Annotated in this window: 21 protein-coding genes; 15 read left to right on the plus strand and 6 right to left on the minus strand. The window is 63.1% G+C overall.

Translation table 11 applies throughout. The features are described from left to right. Positions 1 to 21 precede the first annotated feature (21 nt). A complete protein-coding gene (locus NKJ90_RS10615; protein ID WP_023761100.1) occupies positions 22 to 870 on the plus strand; it encodes an aldo/keto reductase in 849 nt (282 codons plus the stop codon). Positions 871 to 958: 88 nt separating this feature from the next. Here NKJ90_RS10615 and NKJ90_RS10620 read toward each other — a convergent pair whose 3' ends face one another. Then, a complete protein-coding gene (locus NKJ90_RS10620; protein WP_023761099.1) occupies positions 959 to 1,264 on the minus strand; it encodes a hypothetical protein in 306 nt (101 codons plus the stop codon). 409 nt (positions 1,265 to 1,673) lie between these two features. Here NKJ90_RS10620 and NKJ90_RS10625 point away from each other — a divergent pair, with 409 nt between their 5' ends. Continuing rightward, a complete protein-coding gene (locus NKJ90_RS10625; RefSeq protein ID WP_023761098.1) occupies positions 1,674 to 3,179 on the plus strand; it encodes a helicase HerA domain-containing protein in 1,506 nt (501 codons plus the stop codon). 115 nt (positions 3,180 to 3,294) lie between these two features. On the opposite strand, the gene NKJ90_RS10630 is transcribed toward NKJ90_RS10625, so the two are convergent. Further along, positions 3,295 to 3,729 carry a hypothetical protein gene (locus NKJ90_RS10630; protein ID WP_023761097.1) on the minus strand — a complete coding sequence of 145 codons (435 nt, stop codon included), beginning with the start codon at positions 3,727 to 3,729 and terminating at the stop codon, positions 3,295 to 3,297. A 30-nt stretch (positions 3,730 to 3,759) separates the two neighbouring features. Beyond that, on the minus strand, positions 3,760 to 4,149 hold the full coding sequence (locus tag NKJ90_RS10635) for a hypothetical protein (RefSeq protein WP_023761096.1): 390 nt from the start codon (positions 4,147 to 4,149) through the stop codon (positions 3,760 to 3,762). A gap of 750 nt (positions 4,150 to 4,899) precedes the next feature. On the opposite strand from NKJ90_RS10635, the gene NKJ90_RS10640 reads away from it, so the two are divergent. Then, positions 4,900 to 5,988 (plus strand): transporter substrate-binding domain-containing protein, encoded by a 1,089-nt coding sequence (locus tag NKJ90_RS10640; RefSeq protein ID WP_084025565.1) that lies wholly within the window; start codon positions 4,900 to 4,902, stop codon positions 5,986 to 5,988. 126 nt (positions 5,989 to 6,114) lie between these two features. Here the strand turns inward: NKJ90_RS10640 and NKJ90_RS10645 are convergent, their stop codons facing one another. The 3 genes from NKJ90_RS10645 to NKJ90_RS10655 form a co-directional block, all read right to left on the minus strand. Then, entirely contained in the window at positions 6,115 to 7,005 is an 891-nt protein-coding gene (locus NKJ90_RS10645; protein WP_031260715.1) for a hypothetical protein, read from the minus strand. A 338-nt stretch (positions 7,006 to 7,343) separates the two neighbouring features. Beyond that, positions 7,344 to 7,622, minus strand: a complete 279-nt coding sequence (locus NKJ90_RS10650; protein WP_023761093.1) for an usg protein — start codon at positions 7,620 to 7,622, stop codon at positions 7,344 to 7,346. A gap of 23 nt (positions 7,623 to 7,645) precedes the next feature. Further along, positions 7,646 to 7,990 carry a hypothetical protein gene (locus NKJ90_RS10655; protein WP_023761092.1) on the minus strand — a complete coding sequence of 115 codons (345 nt, stop codon included), beginning with the start codon at positions 7,988 to 7,990 and terminating at the stop codon, positions 7,646 to 7,648. 350 nt (positions 7,991 to 8,340) lie between these two features. Between NKJ90_RS10655 and NKJ90_RS10660 the strand changes: the two genes are divergently transcribed. The 12 genes from NKJ90_RS10660 to NKJ90_RS10715 all read left to right on the plus strand — a co-directional run bounded on the left by NKJ90_RS10660 (position 8,341) and on the right by NKJ90_RS10715 (position 19,733). After that, positions 8,341 to 8,655 carry a co-chaperone GroES gene (locus tag NKJ90_RS10660; protein WP_023761091.1) on the plus strand — a complete coding sequence of 105 codons (315 nt, stop codon included), beginning with the start codon at positions 8,341 to 8,343 and terminating at the stop codon, positions 8,653 to 8,655. 57 nt (positions 8,656 to 8,712) lie between these two features. After that, complete coding sequence (gene groL / locus NKJ90_RS10665) at positions 8,713 to 10,344, plus strand: chaperonin GroEL (protein WP_023761090.1); 1,632 nt, start codon at positions 8,713 to 8,715, stop codon at positions 10,342 to 10,344. A 66-nt stretch (positions 10,345 to 10,410) separates the two neighbouring features. After that, complete coding sequence (locus NKJ90_RS10670) at positions 10,411 to 10,635, plus strand: hypothetical protein (protein ID WP_023761089.1); 225 nt, start codon at positions 10,411 to 10,413, stop codon at positions 10,633 to 10,635. Between the two features lie 75 nt (positions 10,636 to 10,710). Continuing rightward, positions 10,711 to 11,430 carry a DUF982 domain-containing protein gene (locus NKJ90_RS10675; RefSeq protein ID WP_348626174.1) on the plus strand — a complete coding sequence of 240 codons (720 nt, stop codon included), beginning with the start codon at positions 10,711 to 10,713 and terminating at the stop codon, positions 11,428 to 11,430. 281 nt (positions 11,431 to 11,711) lie between these two features. Further along, positions 11,712 to 12,596: an AraC family transcriptional regulator gene (locus NKJ90_RS10680; protein ID WP_023761087.1), complete on the plus strand. Its 885-nt coding sequence runs from the start codon at positions 11,712 to 11,714 to the stop codon at positions 12,594 to 12,596. A gap of 277 nt (positions 12,597 to 12,873) precedes the next feature. Then, entirely contained in the window at positions 12,874 to 13,938 is a 1,065-nt protein-coding gene (locus tag NKJ90_RS10685) for an ABC transporter substrate-binding protein (protein ID WP_023761086.1), read from the plus strand. A 90-nt stretch (positions 13,939 to 14,028) separates the two neighbouring features. After that, a complete protein-coding gene (locus NKJ90_RS10690) occupies positions 14,029 to 14,862 on the plus strand; it encodes an ATP-binding cassette domain-containing protein (RefSeq protein WP_023761085.1) in 834 nt (277 codons plus the stop codon). Further along, the gene (locus NKJ90_RS10695) at positions 14,859 to 16,118 is read left to right on the plus strand and encodes a sugar ABC transporter permease (RefSeq protein WP_023761084.1); all 1,260 of its coding nucleotides are present in this window, start codon (positions 14,859 to 14,861) and stop codon (positions 16,116 to 16,118) included. The genes NKJ90_RS10690 and NKJ90_RS10695 overlap by 4 nt, the downstream gene beginning before the upstream one ends. Positions 16,119 to 16,140: 22 nt before the next feature. Continuing rightward, positions 16,141 to 16,869 carry an SDR family oxidoreductase gene (locus tag NKJ90_RS10700; protein ID WP_023761083.1) on the plus strand — a complete coding sequence of 243 codons (729 nt, stop codon included), beginning with the start codon at positions 16,141 to 16,143 and terminating at the stop codon, positions 16,867 to 16,869. A gap of 113 nt (positions 16,870 to 16,982) precedes the next feature. After that, a complete protein-coding gene (locus tag NKJ90_RS10705; protein ID WP_023761082.1) occupies positions 16,983 to 18,584 on the plus strand; it encodes an FGGY-family carbohydrate kinase in 1,602 nt (533 codons plus the stop codon). A gap of 118 nt (positions 18,585 to 18,702) precedes the next feature. Beyond that, positions 18,703 to 19,455, plus strand: coding sequence for a cupin domain-containing protein (locus tag NKJ90_RS10710; protein WP_352486091.1), 753 nt, complete (start codon positions 18,703 to 18,705; stop codon positions 19,453 to 19,455). After that, positions 19,431 to 19,733 carry a cupin domain-containing protein gene (locus NKJ90_RS10715; RefSeq protein WP_352486092.1) on the plus strand — a complete coding sequence of 101 codons (303 nt, stop codon included), beginning with the start codon at positions 19,431 to 19,433 and terminating at the stop codon, positions 19,731 to 19,733. The genes NKJ90_RS10710 and NKJ90_RS10715 overlap by 25 nt, the downstream gene beginning before the upstream one ends. Positions 19,734 to 19,746: the final 13 nt, after the last annotated feature.

Consider the following 19,746-nt stretch of genomic DNA (forward strand, 5'->3'; position numbering starts at 1 on the left):
CTTTGCAAAGGATCCCCCACCATGCCTGAACAGCCCACCATGCCTGGAAAAATTGCGTTGAACGACGGTTCCGCCATTCCCCAACTCGGCCTTGGAGTGTGGCAGGTCGATCAGGACATCACGGCGCAAGTGGTGGGTTGGGGGATCGAGGCCAGCTATCGTCTAATCGACACCGCCGAGGGCTACCGGAACGAGGAGGGGGTCGGAGAGGCGATCCGCAGCGCCGGCGTGCCGAGGGGCGACCTCTTCATCACCTCCAAGCTGCGCAACGGTGCGCACCAGCGCGATGCGGCGCTGCGCGCCTTCGACGAGACGATGGACAAGCTCGCTATCGAGCAGATCGACCTGTTCCTGATCCACTGGCCGGTGCCCAGCCAGGACAAGTACGTCGAGGCCTGGAAGACGCTGGTCGAGCTCAGGCAGTCCGGCCGCATCAAGTCGATCGGCGTTTCGAATTTCAACCAGGACCATCTCGAGCGGATCATCGGCGAGACCGGCGTGACGCCTGTCGTCAACCAGATCGAGCTGCATCCCCAGTTCCAGCAGCGCGGTATCAGGGACTTCCATGCCAGGCATGACATCCGCATCGAAAGCTGGAGCCCGCTGGGCAGCGGTCGGCTGCTGAACGATCCGATCATTGCCGGCATCGCCCGAAAGCATGGCAAGTCCGCGGCTCAGACAATCATCCGCTGGCATCTTCAGGAGGGGCTGATCGTCATTCCAAAATCGATCCACCAGGACCGCATCGCCGCCAATTTCGACGTCTTCGATTTCGAGCTGGATGCGCAGGATCTGCAGACGATCCGCGGCATGGATTCAACCTCCGGCCGCACCGGGCCGAACCCCGCCACGGCCGCGTTTTTGTTCTGAGGGGAGCCGACCGTGAAGCTGCCAATCTCCCCCGCAAGGGTGGAGATCGGCTAATCTCCAGCTGCAGCGATTGGGTACGGCCAGTTCTTCAAATCCCCGAGCCATCCAACTGCTGGGCGTCTTCGCCTTCCCACGGCGCCGGCATGGATGCACGGCTGAGGTTGGCTGTCGGCAGCGGCATCCAGCATTTCAGTTCAGGTTCGGCGTATTCGATGACGCGCCCGGGCGACGAGTCCGATGCGCGCCAGCCTTCCGAGGCGAACTGGTCGGCGCGCGACCAATAGGCGAGATCGACTTCAGCCGGCCCCTGTTCGGATGGGCGCACCGTGACCAGGATCCGGCTGCCATCCCTCGGCGCCGTCGACATGTGGCGCCACCGTTCGGGTTCGTCCATCACAATTCCTCCTCGCACCTGTAGCGTTGGGTGGAGTGTCGCCTCGCGGTCCGAAGGGGTCAACCCAAAGTTTGCGCCATAAAGCGGTCCGGCATGATGTCAGAACAGGATTGGACCAGGCGAAATTGGCGACCGACATATACTGTGAAAGAAACTTGAAGACGTCGGTCGCCAGGGGCGGGGTTGGGACGCACCACGTTGGGGACGCGATGCGAGGTCAGGCTAGGCGGATGCCTGATATCTGCAATCGGAACACCCGCCTATGGTGAACGACTGGTTACTATCCACAGGGTCTGCCCGACGGATCGCGTCTGGGCGGCTGTGCGCAACGCGGAACTGGCGGCCATGCGCGCTCGACGGGCTGTGACCCAGTTGATAAGCCCGTCTGCGAAAGGAGCCTTGAGTCGAAATGACCGTTGCGATCGAGATGGGACACACGACAGCGGGCGCCCCGGCGAACCTGGATCTCGAGGAATTGCTGGCCACCCGGCTTTTGGTGCAGGGCAATTCGGGCTCCGGCAAATCGCATCTCTTGCGGCGGCTCCTGGAGCAGAGCGCGCCCTGGGTGCAGCAGACCATCATCGACCCCGAAGGCGACTTCGTCTCGCTGGGCGACCGTTACGGCCATCTGGTCATCGATGCCGAGCAGCACACCGAGCGTGGCCTGCAGGCGGCTGGCGAGCGGGCGCGCATCCATCGCGTTTCCACCGTGCTCAATCTCGAAGGGCTCGATGCCGAGAACCAGATGCGGCGCGCCGCCGCCTTCCTCGGCGGGCTGTTCGAGGTCGCCCGCGACCACTGGTACCCGATGCTGGTCGTCGTGGACGAGGCGCAGCTGTTCGCACCGGCGGTAGCCGGCGAGGTGTCGGACGAAGCGCGCAAACTTTCGCTTGGCGCGATGACCAATTTGATGTGCCGCGGCCGCAAGCGCGGGCTTGCCGGCATCATCGCCACCCAGCGGCTGGCCAAGCTCGCCAAGAACGTCGCCGCCGAGGCGTCCAATTTCCTCATGGGCCGCACCTTCCTCGATATCGACATGGCGCGCGCCGCCGATCTCCTGGGCATGGAGCGGCGCCAGGCGGAGGCGTTTCGCGACCTGGAGCGCGGGCAGTTCATGGCGCTGGGGCCAGCGCTGTCGCGCCGTCCGCTGGGGCTTCGCATCGGCCCGACCGACACCAGCCCTCGCAACGGAACGCCGCGGCTGATGGCGATGCCGGAGGCGGCGCTGGAGGATGCTCGCGCGATCATCCTGGCCGCCCCGCCCCCAGAGGCCGTGCGCGCGCCGCGCCGGACGGCGTCGCCGGACCTGCTCGATCAGCTGATGGCGGCCAAATCGGCAGCGCTGGAAATCCGCCCCGAGCCGGTGGAGCCGCAAATCAGCGCCGAAGACCTGGCGGAGCGCCGTGAGCGCGTGGATCGTGTGCTGCGCGCCATCCTGGCGCAGCCCGACGCGGGTTTTCGCGTCATCGGGGTGCTCTATCAGGAATTCGTCGTGCGCTGCCGCATCGAAGGCCTCGCCTCGGTCGTGCCCGACCTGCCGGAGTTCCGACGCATGCTGACGCGCGCCCGCGCCGGCCTCGGCTCCGACATGGCGGCAGGCGACGACGCCTGGCAGGATGTCTCGGTGCGTGCCTCGCTGCTGCCCGACGACATGCAAGGCGTGTTCATGATGATCGCGCGTGCGGCGAAGGAAGGCTGGCCGTGCCCAAGCGACGCCGCGATTGCCCGCGCTTACGGTTCCCACTCGCTGCGCCGCGCCCGACGCCTCTTGACCTATATCGAGGAGCAAGGCCTCATCGTCTGCCAGCTCGACGGCGTCGGCCGGCGGACCGTGACGCTGGTCGAACTCGCCTGGGCAACCGCGCCGGGCGACCCGAATGCCGAGGAGGTGGAGCAGGGGAGCCTGGCGCTGTGAGGGGACGGCCCATCAAAACAAGAAGATGGAGCTGCGTTTCCCTGAACCGATGCACCTTGATCGGCTTCTGCATGATCGATGGCCTGAAAATCATTCGCGGCAATACCGGCGACTATCACTTTCGTTCCGTAACTGTCTTGGCAAAACACTTTGCTAGATCTTGTGGCACTCCGAGCTTCTTTGCCCAGGATACCAATTCAGGTTTTTCCGATGGAACCGCATATCCGCCCCATACTTCGCGAAACCGCCTTTTTCCATTGACTGTCTGGAAGAACATCATGCCATCATCGGCCACGGGCGTAGAAAAATAAACGGCGCTCCATTTCCCGCTTTCCAGAATCGTTTGGAATTTCACCTGGGCGGGTTTGACCTTGTTGGTCATCGCCGATGCAACGAGAGGGCCAAACTCTTGTTCGCGCGCCTTCGTCACATCGACCTTTACGCCGTGGCAGTCGCTATTCGCGGCGAAAGCGGACGTCAGCATCATTCCAAGCCCCGCGAGGCCGATCACAACGATCTTGGCACGTCGATGGCTGTCGAATTCAGACATAATCGGCCTCCTTGTTGGCCGCGAGGCCTATCAATTGGAATCGTCATCGTCCGATGAGCTGTCATCGGCTGGCGTGTCGACCTCGCAGCCGATGCCGTGGCATCCCTGGTAATTGCCCTGCGTATCGAAATTCGGATTGCCTTGCTTATCGTACTGCGGCCTGTCGTCGATGCTTTGATCGCCATCATCAGGGTCGTCGACCTTGCATCCCAGCCCATGGCAGCCGATGTAGCGGCCACGCATATCGAAGTTCGGATTGCCGTTCCTGTCGTATTGCGGCCGGTCATCGATCTTCCGATTTTTTTGCTGAGGCCGATCGACCAGGCAGCCGTTTCCGCGACAGCCATCGTAGTCATCGGTGGTGCATCCGGCGACCGCCACCAAGGCAGTGGCGATGATCGCGTAGACCGCGAATTTCATGGTTCATTCCTCGACTGGCTGGCGGCTGCGGGTGTCCGTCAAATGTGTGGCTCGACGACCGAGAGCAGCCTGGGATGGGAGATGGTCCACAGCCTCAAAAGAAGAGCGGGCAGGATCGAGCTCACGGGAGGCCGCATCAGCGGATGTCGATTTCCCCTTTCCATGCTTAGCGCCCGTCCGCCCAAGCATGCAGCAATCACCGGATGCTGTTGCCAAAAAAGCTGCATCCGAAGTCGGCCTGTGGCAAGAAAAAAGCGCCATAGCGCGGGTTGAATTTTGCAAATGCTTAATAATATGGAAAATAGTCTGGAATTCGTGATGATGTCTTAGCAGATACTGAAATGACGTTATCAAAAAATCATGGCAACATATGAATATAACTTATTTCTGTAATCCATATCGCTTCGCAAATATATCGCATTGTTGTTTAAAATCCATACCAAAATGAAAATGGCGTATTACTTAATGACTTCTTTTTGGATAGGGAATGGCCTGATGTGTTGTAAAGCCTGTTTTCGTTACTGGCCAGGCCGTTGCATGCATCCGAAAGAAAAGCCGCCGGCACGAAAGGTTGTTTTCCGAGCTGCCGCATGCCGCAAAACAGCCGATCGGACCGTTCTGCACGTGCCCGGCAACACCGCGCGAGGGCCGGTCGCCGCTCTTCCATGGACGCGCCAGGCTTTCCGGTTTCTGGCGAAATTCCCTTGCCTTCCTCGACCGGGTTGAGATGCCAACAAGGAAAGGATCGCCATGCGGACCTGGTGCAGGCTAGCCGGCTCCTTCATTCTGCTCCTGACGTTGTTGTGGCCGCAAGTTGCAGCCGAGGCGCAACAGCCTTCCGAGCCCTTGAACGTCGGCCTCTTTGTCAACCCTCCCTTCGTCATGAAAGACAAGGGGCAGTTCACCGGCATGGCGGTCGATCTTTGGGAGGGCCTCGCGGCTAAACTCGGCCGCCAGTATCGCTACGTCCAGTTCGACACCATTCGCGATCTGGTTCTGGCGACCGCTTCCGGCAAAGTCGACGTAGCGGTCACAAATTTGACGATCAATCAATCCCGGGCCGAACTGCTCGACTTCACCCAGCCCTGGTTCGACGGCGGCATGCGGATCATGATCAGCACGGATCAGGGAAAGGGCTTCGGCAACCTGATCGCGGGTCTTGGCGACGCCGGCTTCCTAAAAGCTTATGCCTGGATAGCCCTGATCATTGTCGCTGCCACGGTCCTGCTCACCTTCTTCGATCGCCGGTTCGACGAGGCTTTCCCCAAGCGATGGCGCGACGGCTTTGCCGAGAGCTTCTATTCAGTGATGTCGGTCGCGACATCCGGCAAGTCGCCTTCGCGAAAGAACCTGTTCGGCTGGGTCGGCCGTATCTGGCAGGGGCTATGGCTGGTCTGTGGTATCGCTGTCCTTGCCTATGTCACCTCGTCGGTGACGAGCGTGATGACCACCCTTTCCCTCACAAACAAGATCAATGGCCTCGCCGATCTGACCGACAGGCCGGTCGGTGTGCTGACGGGCACCGTCGAGGAGGATTTTGCCCGGCAACAGGGGCTGCAAACTCTCACCTACGCTGGGCTCGATCGCGCCGTCGAAGGTCTTGTGAATGGCAACGTCGCTGCAATCATCGCCGATGCCCCCGTTCTCGAATACCACGCCTACACCCATCCCGATCTACCGGTGAAGGTGGTCGGGCCGCTGTTCGAACCTGACAAGTACGGCTTCGCGCTTCCGCGACAGAGCCTCCTGACCCGCCCCCTGACGATAGAAGTGCTTGGCGCTCATGATGCGGGCGAGATCGATGATCTGCGGACCAAGTATTTTGGGTCTGCTCAATGATGTTTGGGTGTCAATCGGCGGTGAGATTTGGCTCCCGCCCCATCGCTCAACCGAAACCGACTATTTCGACTTGCGGCCAAGGCCCATGGAGATTTCACGCCGAGGCGACGGGCGCCGCGACGAGACTCAGCCCGTGAACGCTTTGAATGTGTCCTTGGAGGTCAGCATCACCTCGCCCTTGAACGAGATCGAGAAATCACCAAGCTGATACTGGCCTTGGTCATTCTTCACCAGAATATCGCCATCAATCTTGTTGAAGCCACTCTCGATACCTTTGATGATCCTGTCGACGTAGCGTAGGTCGATCTTGACAGAGAGTATATCGTTCTTGGTCATCTGTTGCGCGAGACGTTGGAGCTTCGGGTCGTCGCCGATACTTTGCAGAAGCGTCTCAACGACCTCGGGACTGATGCGCGCCAACGCCGCGTTCAGAGCCGGCAATGCCTTCTCCAGGCTGAACAATGAATCGGAAGTCATCCTGCCTGCGTCGGCGTAGTTAAGGCTTTGGTTGCTGATCGCCTTGTTCGCCTGCGCCTGCGGGCTGCGGTCGGCGGCAGCCCCCATCTCGTCCTCGACAGCCCAAATATAGTCATGCTCGTCCATTGCCATCACCGTTTCCCGCGTCTCGCCGGCAGGGATGAAATAGCGCGCAACGGTGGAGTCTTCGTGCCGGCGGTCCGCCTCGACCATCGAGATGATGAAGCGCGTATACTCGGCATAGAGTTCGCCATAATTGGCCTTGCCGGCCAGCATGTAGGGGTCGTCCGCCGTAGTCGTAGAAGCCGCGCCGATGGACGAAGTCGCCGGCACATCGGTCTTGGAGGTCTGGCCGAAGCCGCTGAACGGATCGTATTCGATGCCGTCCTCGTTGCCGGTCGCGCCCGGACGAATGACCGGGGCCTCGGTCCGCAGCGCTGTGCCCGCTTTGACGAAGGTCGGCTGGCCGGCGCCGGCAAAACCGCTTCTGGCCGACATCAGCTTCTGTATCGTGAAGGTTAGGTCCGAGGTGATCTGCATCGAGCGATCCTTGAATTTCACATGCCTTGGGGTGCAATACACAGAATGAAGCACGGCAGTTAAACAATGGTTGAAGTGGAGTCCGGCAAAAATAGTTATCCTGGCGCCAAAATCGTTTGTGAAATATAATTCACCAGCAACTAATATAGTTGCTTAAGTCATGAAGGCGAAGAACCTTTGAAGCCGATTCTTCGGCCACCGCCATGCTCAGTCATTGGACTGTCGATAGTCCAAGTGATCTGAGCATAGAGCGAAGCCTCAGGCCGGGACGCTCGCGCGGCGATGCTGGGGTCGTTTATCGGCTCCCGTGAGCGCGGCGCTCGAGCCGTGCGAATCGCTTACTGGATGGCGATGATGCCGTCGATGGCCCGCCATTCCGAAGGCCGGATCAGCCGGTGGTGGGCCACCCGAACCGAATGCAGCGGGCCCTCGAGTTCGCGCTCCCAGTAGGATAAAAACCCGTGGAGTTCGGGAAAGTCGGGGGCAAGGTCGTAGTCCTGCCAGACATAGAGCTGAAGCAAGCTCGGATGGTCGGGCAGGCGATAGTGAATCTCTGCCGTGGTCAGGCCATAGCCTTCCATCTGGAGGCGGAATTCCTTGCTGACGCTTGCGACCATTCGTTTCTCCTTTCTGTCGGATATCAGGCGCCCAGCCTGTCGAAGAGATGAGGGAACTCGCCGGGCTCATGAGGTGGCGCCGAGGCGTCGCCGTCGAGCTTGAACAGCGCGTCCATGATCTGGTCGAACGACACTGGTTGGCTGGCGCCCGGCGGTTGGCGCAGTGCCGGCATGGAATAGACGGCGCAGGCATCCGACGCCCAGGAAGACAGGATGGCACGCTTTTCCCACAGGTCGAGCGTGTCGTCGCTCAGCACCTCTTCGGGATGGTTGAAGTGGCTGGCCGGCTGGAGCAGGCGGTCAAGCGCGTAGTCGGATGTTTCGGCGGCCGGGGTGGAAGTGATCGGTGAATAAGCCTGTCGTTCCATCGATATGCTCCGTCTGCGAACAACTCCTTAGGAGGGTAAGCGGTTCCGGCGCCCGCGATGGCGCCGGCGGGGAGATAATTTGTTGGGTGGTGGCGGAAGATTCAAGCGGCGGCCCGTCCTCGCGGAATAAGGGCGTCCTCGCGGAATAAGCCTGCGTTAACAGGCTTTTGGCACTCGCAGTGCCCGAGTGCCAAATTTTTTTGGCCGGGCTCTTGAAACCGCAAACCGGCAAACTAGCTCGATATGCGCGCGCGATGCTGCAAAGGGTCGCAGCGTCCCCGTGCCGGTCCGATATGGTCGGTCCGGCGCGGAGGAGCCGTAGAAATTTGTTTGTCCAAAAGGAGAACGAAATGGCGTTCCGTCCATTGCATGACCGTATCCTGGTCCGCCGCGTCGAAGCCGAGGAAAAGACGGCGGGCGGCATCATCATTCCCGACACGGCAAAGGAAAAGCCGCAGGAAGGCGAGGTGCTCGCCACGGGTCCCGGCGCGCGCGACGACAGCGGCAAGCTGACCGAACTCGACGTCAAGGTCGGCGACCGCATCCTGTTCGGCAAATGGTCGGGCACCGAGATCCGGCTCGACGGCCAGGATTTGCTCATCATGAAGGAAAGCGACGTGATGGGCGTGATCGAGCAGGCCGAGCAAGTGAAGAAGGCTGCATGACGGCTCCTTCCAGATCCAACCAGTCAACGAATGCTGCCTAGATGAAGGAGTGATCCAATGGCTGCCAAAGAGGTGAAATTCCATACCGAAGCGCGCGAGAAGATGCTGCGCGGCGTCGACATCCTCGCCAACGCGGTGAAGGTGACACTCGGCCCCAAGGGGCGCAACGTCGTCATCGACAAGTCATTCGGCGCGCCGCGCATCACCAAGGACGGCGTCACTGTCGCCAAGGAGATCGAGCTTGAGGACAAGTTCGAGAACATGGGCGCGCAGATGGTGCGTGAGGTGGCCTCCAAGACCAGCGACATTGCCGGCGACGGCACCACGACGGCGACCGTTCTGGCGCAGGCCATCGTCCAGGAAGGCGCGAAGGCCGTTGCCGCCGGCATGAACCCGATGGATTTGAAGCGCGGCATCGACAAGGCGGTCGACGCGATCGTCGCCGAGCTGAAGGCCAATGCCCGCAACGTGACCAGGAACGACGAAATCGCGCAGGTCGGCACCATCTCGGCCAATGGCGATGCCGAGATCGGCCGCTTCCTCGCCCAGGCGATGGAAAAGGTCGGCAATGAAGGGGTGATCACGGTCGAGGAAGCCAAGACCGCCGAGACTGAACTCGAAGTTGTCGAAGGCATGCAGTTCGACCGCGGCTATCTCTCGCCCTATTTCATCACCAACCAGGACAAGATGCGCGTGGAGCTCGAGGAGCCCTATGTGCTGATCCACGAGAAGAAGCTCTCCAACCTGCAGGCGATGCTGCCCGTGCTCGAAGCCGCGGTGCAGTCTTCCAAGCCGCTGCTGATCATCGCCGAGGACGTCGAGGGCGAGGCGCTGGCGACGCTGGTCGTCAACAAGCTGCGCGGCGGCCTGAAGGTCGCGGCCGTCAAGGCGCCAGGCTTCGGCGACCGCCGCAAGGCCATGCTGGAAGACATCGCCATTCTCACCGGCGGCACCGCGATCAGCGAGGATCTCGGCATCAAGCTGGAGAATGTCACGCTGCAGATGCTTGGTCGCGCCAAGAAGGTGGTGATCGAGAAGGAGAACACCACCATTGTCGATGGTGTCGGGCGCAAGGAAGAGATCCAGGGCCGCATTGCCCAGATCAAGGCTCAGATCGAGGAGACCACCTCCGACTACGACCGCGAGAAGCTGCAGGAGCGGCTGGCCAAGCTCGCCGGCGGCGTCGCGGTGATCCGGGTCGGCGGCTCGACCGAGGTCGAGGTCAGGGAGCGCAAAGATCGCGTCGACGACGCGCTGCACGCGACCCGCGCTGCGGTGGAGGAGGGCGTGCTGCCCGGCGGCGGCGTCGCGTTGCTGAGGGCCGCCAAGGCGCTCGATGCCGTGCAGACCGACAATGCGGATCAGCGAACCGGGGTCGAGATCGTTCGCCGCGCCATAGAAACGCCGGTCCGCCAGATCGCCGAGAATGCAGGCGCGGAGGGGTCGATCATCGTCGGCAAGCTGCGCGAGAGGAACGAGTTCGGCTGGGGTTGGAACGCCCAGACCAACGAATTCGGCGATCTCTACAGCCAGGGCGTGATCGACCCGGCGAAAGTGGTACGCGCAGCTCTTCAGGACGCGGCATCAGTCGCCGGCCTGCTCGTCACGACCGAAGCGATGGTAGCCGAGAAGCCGAAGAAGGAAGCCGCCACCCCGGCCATGCCGGCCGGCGCCGGTATGGACTTCTGAGGTCGCGGCCAATCCGCCCGCTCCCCACGGGGAGCGGGCATCAGTCGGAAAAAAGTGGAGGTATACATGGATGCAATGGCTGGCCTCGGAGCCGTACCGGCGCCGACGCATCAGGCAAAGGAATTCCTGGCCTACGAGACTGAATGCAGGAGCGCACTGCAGCCGCTGCTGGCGGGGCTGCTCGACATGGCCGAAGCCGCCGGCTGGAACCGGCGTACCGCGGCGTCGACGCTGATGTTCCTTGCCGCGCAGCAGGTGTCGGCCGCTGCCAAGGCGTCCGCCGGCGGCTGAACTGGCGAGCGCTGTTTAGCGATCTTCGTCCTGTTGCATGCGACGGAAAACATTTGCTGTTGTGGAGGTGGAGATGTGATTGCGGGCCGGTTGCGTGAATGCCTGAAAATACTGAGATGGGAGGCGGGCGACCTGGCGGCCGAACTTGGCCGTCCGCAAAGCGAGGTCGCATCCTGGCTTGATGGCCGCAATCCGTCTCCGCTTGCCGTCGTCGCTTGGCTGGAGGCGCTGGTGAAGGCGCACAGGGCGCTGCCGGCGCCGGGCCGATGCGTTCCGTCGCTCGGCGCGGCCAGTGTCGGGCCGGCCAAGCTCGAACTGACCGGATCGAGCTTGCCAGGACCGAACTGGGCGGCGATCCGGGCGCGATCGGCGGCACCGAAACGGCTATTCAATCCTCGATACAAGACGTCCAGCCCCACCCACCCTAGCCCCGGCGGGCAGCGCTCTTCGGTCTTCGGTCCGCCGCAGGTCCTGCACAATCGAGAGGAGGCACGAGCCATGAATCATGGGCAGTTCAAGGAACCGGTCACCCTTCTGGTCGGAATGGGTTTTCCGAGGAAGATCGACAGCGTGATGGAAGCCTATGCCCTGCTGCAGGATTGGCCGGCCGCCAGCCGCAATGGCGCCCATGCCGTCGCGCTCAACGCTTGCAGGGCCGGCATCGCCGGTGAGATCGATGCGGAGACGGTGCGGGCCACCCTGGTCACCTTCGCGCGCCGCAACGACATACTTGTGCCGGATATGGCGTCGCCGCCGGCAGCGGTAGCGAATGGTGCGCAGCACGAGGTGAGCTGACGACGACGCATGGCCGCTCGGGCGTTGCCAATGGTTCGAAGAAACCGCCCAACCATGGGCTCCGGGTTCCTTGGCGCTTTGCAGCCGGAGCCATCTTTCCCGACAGCCGTTCTCTTTGACCACAAAAACGTCAAAAAAGTATCGGTCAGATGGACAGACCGTGGTGGCGGCGGCAGGGATTGCCGCCTAAGCTTTGATCACTGCAGAGAGCGGCATACGCGGCCTGCGGAGAGGGCGCTGTAACTGGTCGCATGACTGGACCGGTGCCGGGAGGAACGGGCATGAATCCGGACTTGGAAGTCGTCCAGATCAGACGCGGTGAGTCGTTCAAGGCGTGGGCTCACGGCTATCCCTTCCGCACCGTGCGTTGGCACTTCCATCCTGAATACGAGATCCACCTGGTTGTCGCCACCACCGGCCGCTACTTCGTCGGCGACTTTATCGGCGAGTTCGAGCCGGGCAATCTAGTGCTCACCGGCCCCAATCTGCCGCACAACTGGGTTAGCGACGTACCGCCGGGCGAAACTGTGCCGCTGCGCGGACGTGTCGTCCAGTTCTCGGAAGCATTCATCGCCGAATCGACGGCGGCCCTTCCCGAACTTGCCGCCTGCGCCGGTATCCTGGAAATCAGCCGTCGCGGCGCGCTGTTCTCGCCGGCGACGGCCGAGCTTGCCGCGCCGCTGCTTGCCGAACTGGTCGAGGCGCAGGGCGTGCGCCGCCTCTCGCTGTTCATGGGCGTGCTCGATATCCTGAGCCGTGCCAGCGATGTGCGCACCCTGACCAGCGCCGGTTATCTTCCCGATCCGTCAGGTTTCATGTCGGCAGGCATCAACAAGGCGCTGGCCTACATCAATGGTCATTTGACCGAGCCGTTCAGCGAAGGCGACCTTGCCGAAATCGCCGGGCGTAGCCCCAGCGCATTTTCGCGCAGCTTCCGTCGCCACACCGGCATGGCGCTGGTGGAATATGTCAACCGGCTGCGCATCAACCTCGCCTGCCAGCTGTTGATGAGCGAGGGCCAGATGTCGATCACCGAGATCTGCTACGCCGCTGGCTACAACAATATCTCGAACTTCAACCGCCGGTTCCTGGCGCAGAAGGGCATGTCGCCTTCGCGTTTCCGGGTATTGCTGGCGGAAAACATCAATGCGGAGATTGCCGCCTAACAGGGAGGAACCGGGAGGAGCCGAGACTTAGGGAAGGAATGACGCGGGATGCGCTCGAGGCGTCCCGTGCTGGAGATCGCTTGTCCTGAAATCCAGCAACTGTGGCTGATCGTCTTCGATCATGCCCAGGAGGATGCGTTAACGGCTGGCTGGGGATCGAGCAGATCCGCCAGAGGGGCGCGGGTCGCACTCCTCGCAACAGTCGGACTTGAAGTCAAGCTTGGCGCCATGTGGCGATCAGGTTTCGTGAAACCATTTTTGAAACGGAGACATTCGAATGACCAGATTTGCTTGGAAATCGACCGGTGCGGCAGCGCTCGCACTCTCTCTCCTCGGTGGCACGGCTGCCTTTGCCGAGCCGGTCACCGACGCCACCGTGGCCTTCCTGATGCCCGACCAGGCCTCGACCCGCTACGAGCAGCATGATTATCCTGGCTTCGCCGCCGAGATGAAGAAGCTGTGCCCTGGCTGCAAAGTGCTCTACCAGAACGCCGATGCCGACGCCTCGCGCCAGCAGCAGCAGTTCAACTCGGTGATCTCGCAAGGCGCCAAGGCGATCGTGCTCGACCCGGTCGACTCGACCGCCGCAGCCTCGCTGGTCAAGCTGGCGCAGAGCCAGGGCATCAAGGTCATCGCCTATGACCGGCCGATCCCGACAGCACCGGCCGACTTCTATGTCTCGTTCAACAATGAAGGCATCGGCAAGGCCATCGCCGACTCGCTGGTCGAGCACCTGAAGGCGCTCAAGGTCGATCCGGCGACCGGCGGCGTACTGCAGATCAACGGCTCGCCGACCGACGCGGCGGCCGGCCTGATCAAGAAGGGCATCCACGAAGGTCTCGACAACAGCGGCTACCAAATCCTGGCCGAATACGACACGCCGGAATGGGCTCCGCCGAAGGCGCAGCAATGGGCCGGCGGCCAGATCACCCGCTTCGGCCCGAAGATCCTCGGCGTGGTCGCGGCCAATGACGGCACCGGTGGCGGCGCCATCGCGGCCTTCAAGGCCGCCGGCGTCGATCCGGTGCCGCCGGTTACCGGCAATGACGCGACGATCGCGGCACTGCAGCTGATCATCGCCGGCGACCAGTACAACACCATCTCCAAGCCGAGCGAGATCGTGGCGGCGGCTGCCGCCAACGTCGCCATCAAGCTGCTTTCGGGCGAGAAGCCGAAGGCCGAGATGACGCTGTACGACACGCCCTCGCAGCTGTTCACGCCGGCGGTGGTGACGCAGGAAAACCTGAAAGCCGAGATCATCGACAAGAAGATCAACACCGCGGCCGAACTCTGCGTCGATCGTTACGCGGAAGGCTGCAAGAAGCTGGGCATCGGGGACTGACCGCGACCCTTGCCCGCTCCGCTGTCTGGCCACCCTGGCGGTGGCCAGACAGCGCTCGATCCTTGAACCGGTCTTTGAAAGGTCTCTGGCATGATTGACACCCCGAACGGACCGGTTCCGACAGGCGAGCTGGTGCTCAGCCTGCGCGGCATTTCGAAGCATTTCGGCGCCGTCTCGGCGCTCACCGACATCGATCTCGATGTCCATGCCGGCGAGGTGGTGGCCCTGGTCGGCGACAATGGCGCCGGTAAGTCGACGTTGGTCAAGATTCTTGCCGGCGTGCATCAGCCGAGCTCGGGCACGATCAGCTATCGCGGCAAGCAGGTGACGCTGGCCGACCCGAGTGCGGCGCTGACGCTCGGCATCGCCACCGTGTTCCAGGATCTGGCGCTATGCGAGAACCTCGACATCGTCGCCAACATCTTCCTCGGCCGCGAACTCAGCCCGCTGCGGCTGGACGAGGTGGCGATGGAAGTCCGCGCCTGGACGCTGCTCAACGAGCTGTCGGCGCGCATCCCCAGTGTCCGCGAAGTCGTTGCCTCACTGTCGGGCGGCCAGCGCCAGACGGTGGCGATCGCCCGCTCGCTGCTGCTCGAACCCAAGCTTATCCTGCTTGACGAGCCGACGGCGGCGCTCGGTGTGGCGCAGACGGCGGAAGTGCTCAATCTGATCGAGCGGGTGCGCGACCGCGGCCTCGGCGTCGTCATCATCAGCCACAATATGGAAGACGTGCGCGCTGTCGCCGACCGCATCGTCGTGCTGCGGCTCGGTCGCAACAACGGCATCTTCTCCCCCGATGCCTCGAACCAGGAACTGGTCAGCGCCATCACCGGCGCGTCGAACAATTCGGTGTCGCGACGCGCCGAGCGCAGACAGTCCCAGCAAACTCCCCGGCAGGACCAGACCCAGGAGCCACGCCCATGAACCGCGACGTGCAACAAGCTGCCCCAGTCGCACCGCAGCTCGACCGCGCCGACGTGCGCGTCAAGCACGAGGCCGGCTTAAGCGGCGCCATCCGCAGGTTCTTCGACCGGGTCCGCTCCGGCGATCTCGGCTCGTTGCCGGTCATCGTCGGGCTGGTCATCATCTGGACGGTGTTCGCCAGCATCAACCCTATCTTCCTGTCGAGCAGCAATTTGGTCAACCTGCTGTTCGATTGCTCGACAGTCGGCGTCATCTCGCTCGGCATCGTCTGCGTTTTGATGGTTGGCGAGATCGACCTGTCGGTCGGTTCGATCAGCGGCTTTGCCTCGGCGATGGTCGGCACGCTGTGGGTCAACCAGGGCTGGCCGGTGGCGCTCGCCATTCTCGCCGCTATCGCCGTCGGCGGCTTCATCGGCGCGCTCTATGCGCTGCTGTTCAACCGGCTCGGCATGCCGAGCTTCGTCTCGACATTGGCCGGCCTGCTGGCGGTGCTTGGACTGCAGCTCTACATCCTCGGCTCGACCGGTTCGATCAACCTGCCTTACGGCTCGAACCTGGTGAATTTCGGCCAGCTGCTGGTGATGCCTAAATTCTTGTCGTTCGGGCTGGCGGCCGTTCCCGGCATCGTCATGCTGATCACCGGCCTGCGCACGGTTGCGCGCCGCCGCGCCGCCAACCTGTCGGCACGTTCGACGAGCGGTCTCATCACGCGTGCGGTCGTCATCACGGTCATTCTCGAACTCATCGTCTTCTATCTCAACCAGGCGCGCGGCATTCCGTGGATGTTCGGTCTGTTCGTCGGCCTTGTCATATCAATGCATTACGCGCTGACGCGGACCAAATGGGGCCGTTCGATGTCGGCGGTCGGCGGCAACCGCGAGGCGGCACGGCGCGCCGGCATCAATGTGCGGCTGATCTATTCGAGCGCCTTCGTGCTGTGCTCGATGCTTGCGGCTTTCGGCGGCGTGCTGTCGGCGGCCCGCCTTGCCTCGGCCAGCCAGCAGGCAGGCACCGGCGACGTCAACCTCAACGCCATCGCGGCCGCCGTCATCGGCGGCACCAGCCTGTTCGGCGGCCGCGGCAGCGCCTATTCGGCACTGCTCGGCATCATCGTCATCCAGTCGATCGCCAGCGGCCTGACGCTGCTCGATCTGTCCTCGTCGCTTCGGTACATGATCACCGGCGCCGTGCTTGCCATCGCAGTCATCGTCGACTCGCTGGCACGCCGCTCGCGTGTCTCGCATGGCCGGGCCTGAACCCATCAACAGGAAGCAAGACATGAGCGAAGAACTGTCCGGAAAAGTTGCCGCCGTCACCGGCGCGGCATCAGGCATCGGTCTCGAATGCGCCAGGCATATGCTGGCGGCCGGCGCCACCGTCGTGCTGGTAGACCGCGCCGAGGCGACGCTGAACAAACTGTGCGCCGAGCTTGGCCCCAAGGCGATCCCGCTGGTGATCGACCTGGTGCAGCCGGCGAGTGTCGCCACCATGATGCCGCGGATCCTGGAGAAGGCCGGCCAGCTCGACATCTTCCATGCCAATGCCGGCGCCTATGTCGGCGGCGAGGTGGCGACCGGAGATCCCGACGTCTGGGATCGCATGCTCAACCTCAACATCAATGCCTGCTTCCGTTCGATACAGGCGGTGCTGCCGCACATGATCGAACGCAAGACCGGCGACATCATCGTCACCAGTTCGATCGCCGGGCTGGTCCCTGTGGTCTGGGAGCCGATCTACACGGCCTCCAAGCATGCCGTGCAGGCCTTCGTCCACACGGTGCGCCGGCAGGTCGCCAAGCACGGGCTACGCATCGGTGCGGTGGCGCCGGGCCCAGTGGTGACGGCACTGGTAGACGACTGGCCGAAGGCCAAGCTCGAGGAAGAGCTCGCCGCCGGCGGCCTGATGCAGCCGCGCGAAGTGGCCGAGGCCGTCATGTTCATGCTGACCCGGCCAAGAAACGTGACGATCCGGGATCTGGTGATTTTGCCGCAGAGCAATGATCTCTAAGTGAGTAGCGAATAGGGAGTAGCGAATAGGGAAGAATCCAACGACTTACCTATTCGCTATTCGCTATTCGCTATTCGCTATTCGCCGTTCGCTAAACCAAAGGTTTCTCCCCCATGTCCCACTATCTCGGCATCGACGTCGGCACCGGCAGCGCGCGGGCCGGGGTGTTCGACCACACGGGAAACCTGCTTGCCTCGGCCAAGCAGGATATCGAGGTCTGGCGCGAGGCCGGCGATATTGTCGAGCAGTCGAGCGATGACATCTGGCGGGCGGTGTGCATCGTCGTCCGCGCGGCCGTCGCGCAATCGGGTGTAGCGCCCGAGGCGATCGACGGCATCGGCTTCGATGCCACCTGTTCGCTGGTGGTGCTGGGCGAGGGCGGCGTGCCGTTGCCGGTTGGCCCGTCCGGCAATGCCGAACGCAACATCATCGTCTGGATGGATCATCGTGCGGTCGAGCAGACGCGCCGCATCAACCGCAGCGGCGAAGCGGTGCTGAATTATGTCGGCGGCGTCATCTCGCCGGAGATGGAAACGCCGAAACTCCTGTGGCTGGCCGAAAACCTGCCCGCCACCTTCAATGCCGCCTGGCAGTTCCTGGACCTCGCCGACTTCCTTACCTGGCGTGCGACCGGCAGCCTTGCGCGCTCGGTCTGCACGGTGACCTGCAAATGGACGTATCTGGCGCATGAGAGCCGCTGGGACGAGGCCTATTTCCGCAAGATCGGCCTGGGCGCGCTTGCCGATGAGGGGTTCGCCCGCATCGGCACCGAGATCGTACCGGCAGGTGCCGCACTCGGTGGTGGACTGACCGCGCAGGCAGCAGCGGACCTTGGGCTTATCGGCGGTACCGCGGTGGCGGCAGGCCTGATCGACGCGCATGCCGGCGGCGTCGGCACGGTCGGCGCGCGCGGCGCGTTCGGCAGCGTTCTGTCGCGCATGGCCTATGTCTTCGGCACCTCGGCCTGCACCATGTCGTCGACCGCCGAACCGGCCTTCGTCGACGGCGTCTGGGGTCCGTATTTCTCGGCCATGGTGCCGGGCCTGTGGCTGAACGAGGGCGGCCAATCGGCGGCGGGTGCGGCCATCGACCATCTGGTGCGCATGCACCCGGCAAGCGGCGAAGCCACGGCGAGGGCGCAGGCCGACGGCCTCAGCCTCAGCGCCTGGCTATCGCTGCAGGCGCAAAGCCGTAAGGGAGCCGCGGCGACGCCGGCCCTGGTCGGCGGCATCCATGTCGTGCCGGAATTCCTCGGCAACCGCGCGCCCTTCGCCGATCCGGACGCGCGTGCGCTGCTTGCCGGGCTCGATCTCGACACCAGTCTCGACAGCCTGGTCGGGCTCTATGTCGCCGGCGTCTGCGGGTTGGGCTACGGCGCGCGCCAGATCGTGCGGGCCGAGCATGAGAAGGGCATACCGGTGGACACCATCGTCGTCAGCGGCGGCGCTGGCCAAAGCCCGCTGGTGCGCCAGCTGCTGGCCGACACGACTGGCATGGTGGTGGTCGCGTCGACCTCGCCGGAGCCGGTGCTGCTCGGCTCGGCGATGCTGGGCGCTGTCGCCGCGGGAACCTACAAGGATGTCGCGGCGGCCATGGCCGGCATGTCGGAACTCGGCGAGGTCTATCATCCCGACGCTACGCTGGCCGGCTGGCATGCCAAGCGCTTCGCCGCTTTCGAGCTGCTGCAGCAAGCCGGCAAGGCCATCCGAGGCTGAGGCAGCGGCTCCTGTCCGGCTCTGTCAGGAGCGTCGCGAACACCGCTTGGCGACGATGCCGGAAGCTGGCAGCTTTGTTCCGTCGCGACGAGATTAGGCGGCAGAAGCAGGAGGCCTGATGGCAGACGAAGCGAAACCGCCCGTGCCATTCGCATCGGATGCGGTGCCATGGACGGAATGGTCCGCCGTGCCACGCTTCAGCGTGCGCTACCGGCATTTGTCGCTGGCCGCGCTGGGCGAAAATCACCATGTCGGCGTGGCGATCGAAGAGTTGCCGGCGGGCAAGCAGAGCTCGCCGAAGCATTACCACATTCTCGAGGAAGAGCATGTCTTCATCCTCGAAGGAACGCTCACCACTTATGTCGGCGACGCCGCCTATGCCATGAAGGCCGGCGATTATATCTGCTTTCCGGCGGGTGCGGCGGCGGGGCATTGCCTCATCAACACCAGCGACGCGCCGTGCCGCTATGTCATCGTCGGCGAGCGCAACCCGAACGACGTCGTCGTCTACACCGCCTCCAACAAGGTTCTGGTGCGCGCGCTGGGCAACCGCCCGATATTCGATCTCGCGGCAACCCGAAGCTACTGGGATGGCGAGGATACCGGCCTTGCCGCCGGCGATCCGTCGCCGTCGGATGGTACGACCGGTGTCACCAGACCCCCGGCCGCGCCGATCCCGCCGATCGCCAGCGATTCTGTCGAATGGAAGGTCGAAGGCGAAGGCCCGCGGTTCGGCGGCCGGTCCAGGCATCTGACCTATGCCGCCTTGGGGCGGTCCGACTATCATGTCGGCATGCTGATCGAGGCGCCGGCGCCCGGCCGCGCCTGGCGCCCCGGCACTACCACATGCTGGAAGAGGAGCACGCGCTGATCCTGGAAGGGCAGGTGACGCTGCTGCTTGGCGAGGAGCGCCACGAGATGAAAGCCGGCGACTATGTCTGCTTTCCCGCCGGCCTGGCGGTCGGGCATTCCTTCCTCAACAGCGGCACGGGACCGTGCCGTTATTTGATGATCGGCGAAAGAAATCCCAATGAAGTCTGCGTCTATCCCGATTCCAACAAGATGGCTGTCGACGCTTTGCGCCGGCGCGACGGCATTTTCGACATGGCCGCGGTGAGGCGTTACTGGGACGGCGAAGAGACGCAATAGCGCCTCGCTGTCT

The sequence above is a fragment of the Mesorhizobium sp. M0051 genome (assembly GCF_040323235.1).
GTDB lineage: Bacteria > Pseudomonadota > Alphaproteobacteria > Rhizobiales > Rhizobiaceae > Mesorhizobium.

What these genes read in the sequence shown, in the direction of transcription:
- NKJ90_RS10615 (WP_023761100.1), top strand. Translation starts at nt 22, where the DNA reads ATGCCTGAACAGCCCACCATGCCTGGAAAAATTGCGTTGAACGACGGT.
- NKJ90_RS10620 (WP_023761099.1), bottom strand. Translation starts at nt 1,264, where the DNA reads ATGGACGAACCCGAACGGTGGCGCCACATGTCGACGGCGCCGAGGGAT.
- NKJ90_RS10625 (WP_023761098.1), top strand. Translation starts at nt 1,674, where the DNA reads ATGACCGTTGCGATCGAGATGGGACACACGACAGCGGGCGCCCCGGCG.
- NKJ90_RS10630 (WP_023761097.1), bottom strand. Translation starts at nt 3,729, where the DNA reads ATGTCTGAATTCGACAGCCATCGACGTGCCAAGATCGTTGTGATCGGC.
- NKJ90_RS10635 (WP_023761096.1), bottom strand. Translation starts at nt 4,149, where the DNA reads ATGAAATTCGCGGTCTACGCGATCATCGCCACTGCCTTGGTGGCGGTC.
- NKJ90_RS10640 (WP_084025565.1), top strand. Translation starts at nt 4,900, where the DNA reads ATGCGGACCTGGTGCAGGCTAGCCGGCTCCTTCATTCTGCTCCTGACG.
- NKJ90_RS10645 (WP_031260715.1), bottom strand. Translation starts at nt 7,005, where the DNA reads ATGCAGATCACCTCGGACCTAACCTTCACGATACAGAAGCTGATGTCG.
- NKJ90_RS10650 (WP_023761093.1), bottom strand. Translation starts at nt 7,622, where the DNA reads ATGGTCGCAAGCGTCAGCAAGGAATTCCGCCTCCAGATGGAAGGCTAT.
- NKJ90_RS10655 (WP_023761092.1), bottom strand. Translation starts at nt 7,990, where the DNA reads ATGGAACGACAGGCTTATTCACCGATCACTTCCACCCCGGCCGCCGAA.
- NKJ90_RS10660 (WP_023761091.1), top strand. Translation starts at nt 8,341, where the DNA reads ATGGCGTTCCGTCCATTGCATGACCGTATCCTGGTCCGCCGCGTCGAA.
- groL (WP_023761090.1), top strand. Translation starts at nt 8,713, where the DNA reads ATGGCTGCCAAAGAGGTGAAATTCCATACCGAAGCGCGCGAGAAGATG.
- NKJ90_RS10670 (WP_023761089.1), top strand. Translation starts at nt 10,411, where the DNA reads ATGGATGCAATGGCTGGCCTCGGAGCCGTACCGGCGCCGACGCATCAG.
- NKJ90_RS10680 (WP_023761087.1), top strand. Translation starts at nt 11,712, where the DNA reads ATGAATCCGGACTTGGAAGTCGTCCAGATCAGACGCGGTGAGTCGTTC.
- NKJ90_RS10685 (WP_023761086.1), top strand. Translation starts at nt 12,874, where the DNA reads ATGACCAGATTTGCTTGGAAATCGACCGGTGCGGCAGCGCTCGCACTC.
- NKJ90_RS10690 (WP_023761085.1), top strand. Translation starts at nt 14,029, where the DNA reads ATGATTGACACCCCGAACGGACCGGTTCCGACAGGCGAGCTGGTGCTC.
- NKJ90_RS10695 (WP_023761084.1), top strand. Translation starts at nt 14,859, where the DNA reads ATGAACCGCGACGTGCAACAAGCTGCCCCAGTCGCACCGCAGCTCGAC.
- NKJ90_RS10700 (WP_023761083.1), top strand. Translation starts at nt 16,141, where the DNA reads ATGAGCGAAGAACTGTCCGGAAAAGTTGCCGCCGTCACCGGCGCGGCA.
- NKJ90_RS10705 (WP_023761082.1), top strand. Translation starts at nt 16,983, where the DNA reads ATGTCCCACTATCTCGGCATCGACGTCGGCACCGGCAGCGCGCGGGCC.
- NKJ90_RS10710 (WP_352486091.1), top strand. Translation starts at nt 18,703, where the DNA reads ATGGCAGACGAAGCGAAACCGCCCGTGCCATTCGCATCGGATGCGGTG.
- NKJ90_RS10715 (WP_352486092.1), top strand. Translation starts at nt 19,431, where the DNA reads ATGCTGGAAGAGGAGCACGCGCTGATCCTGGAAGGGCAGGTGACGCTG.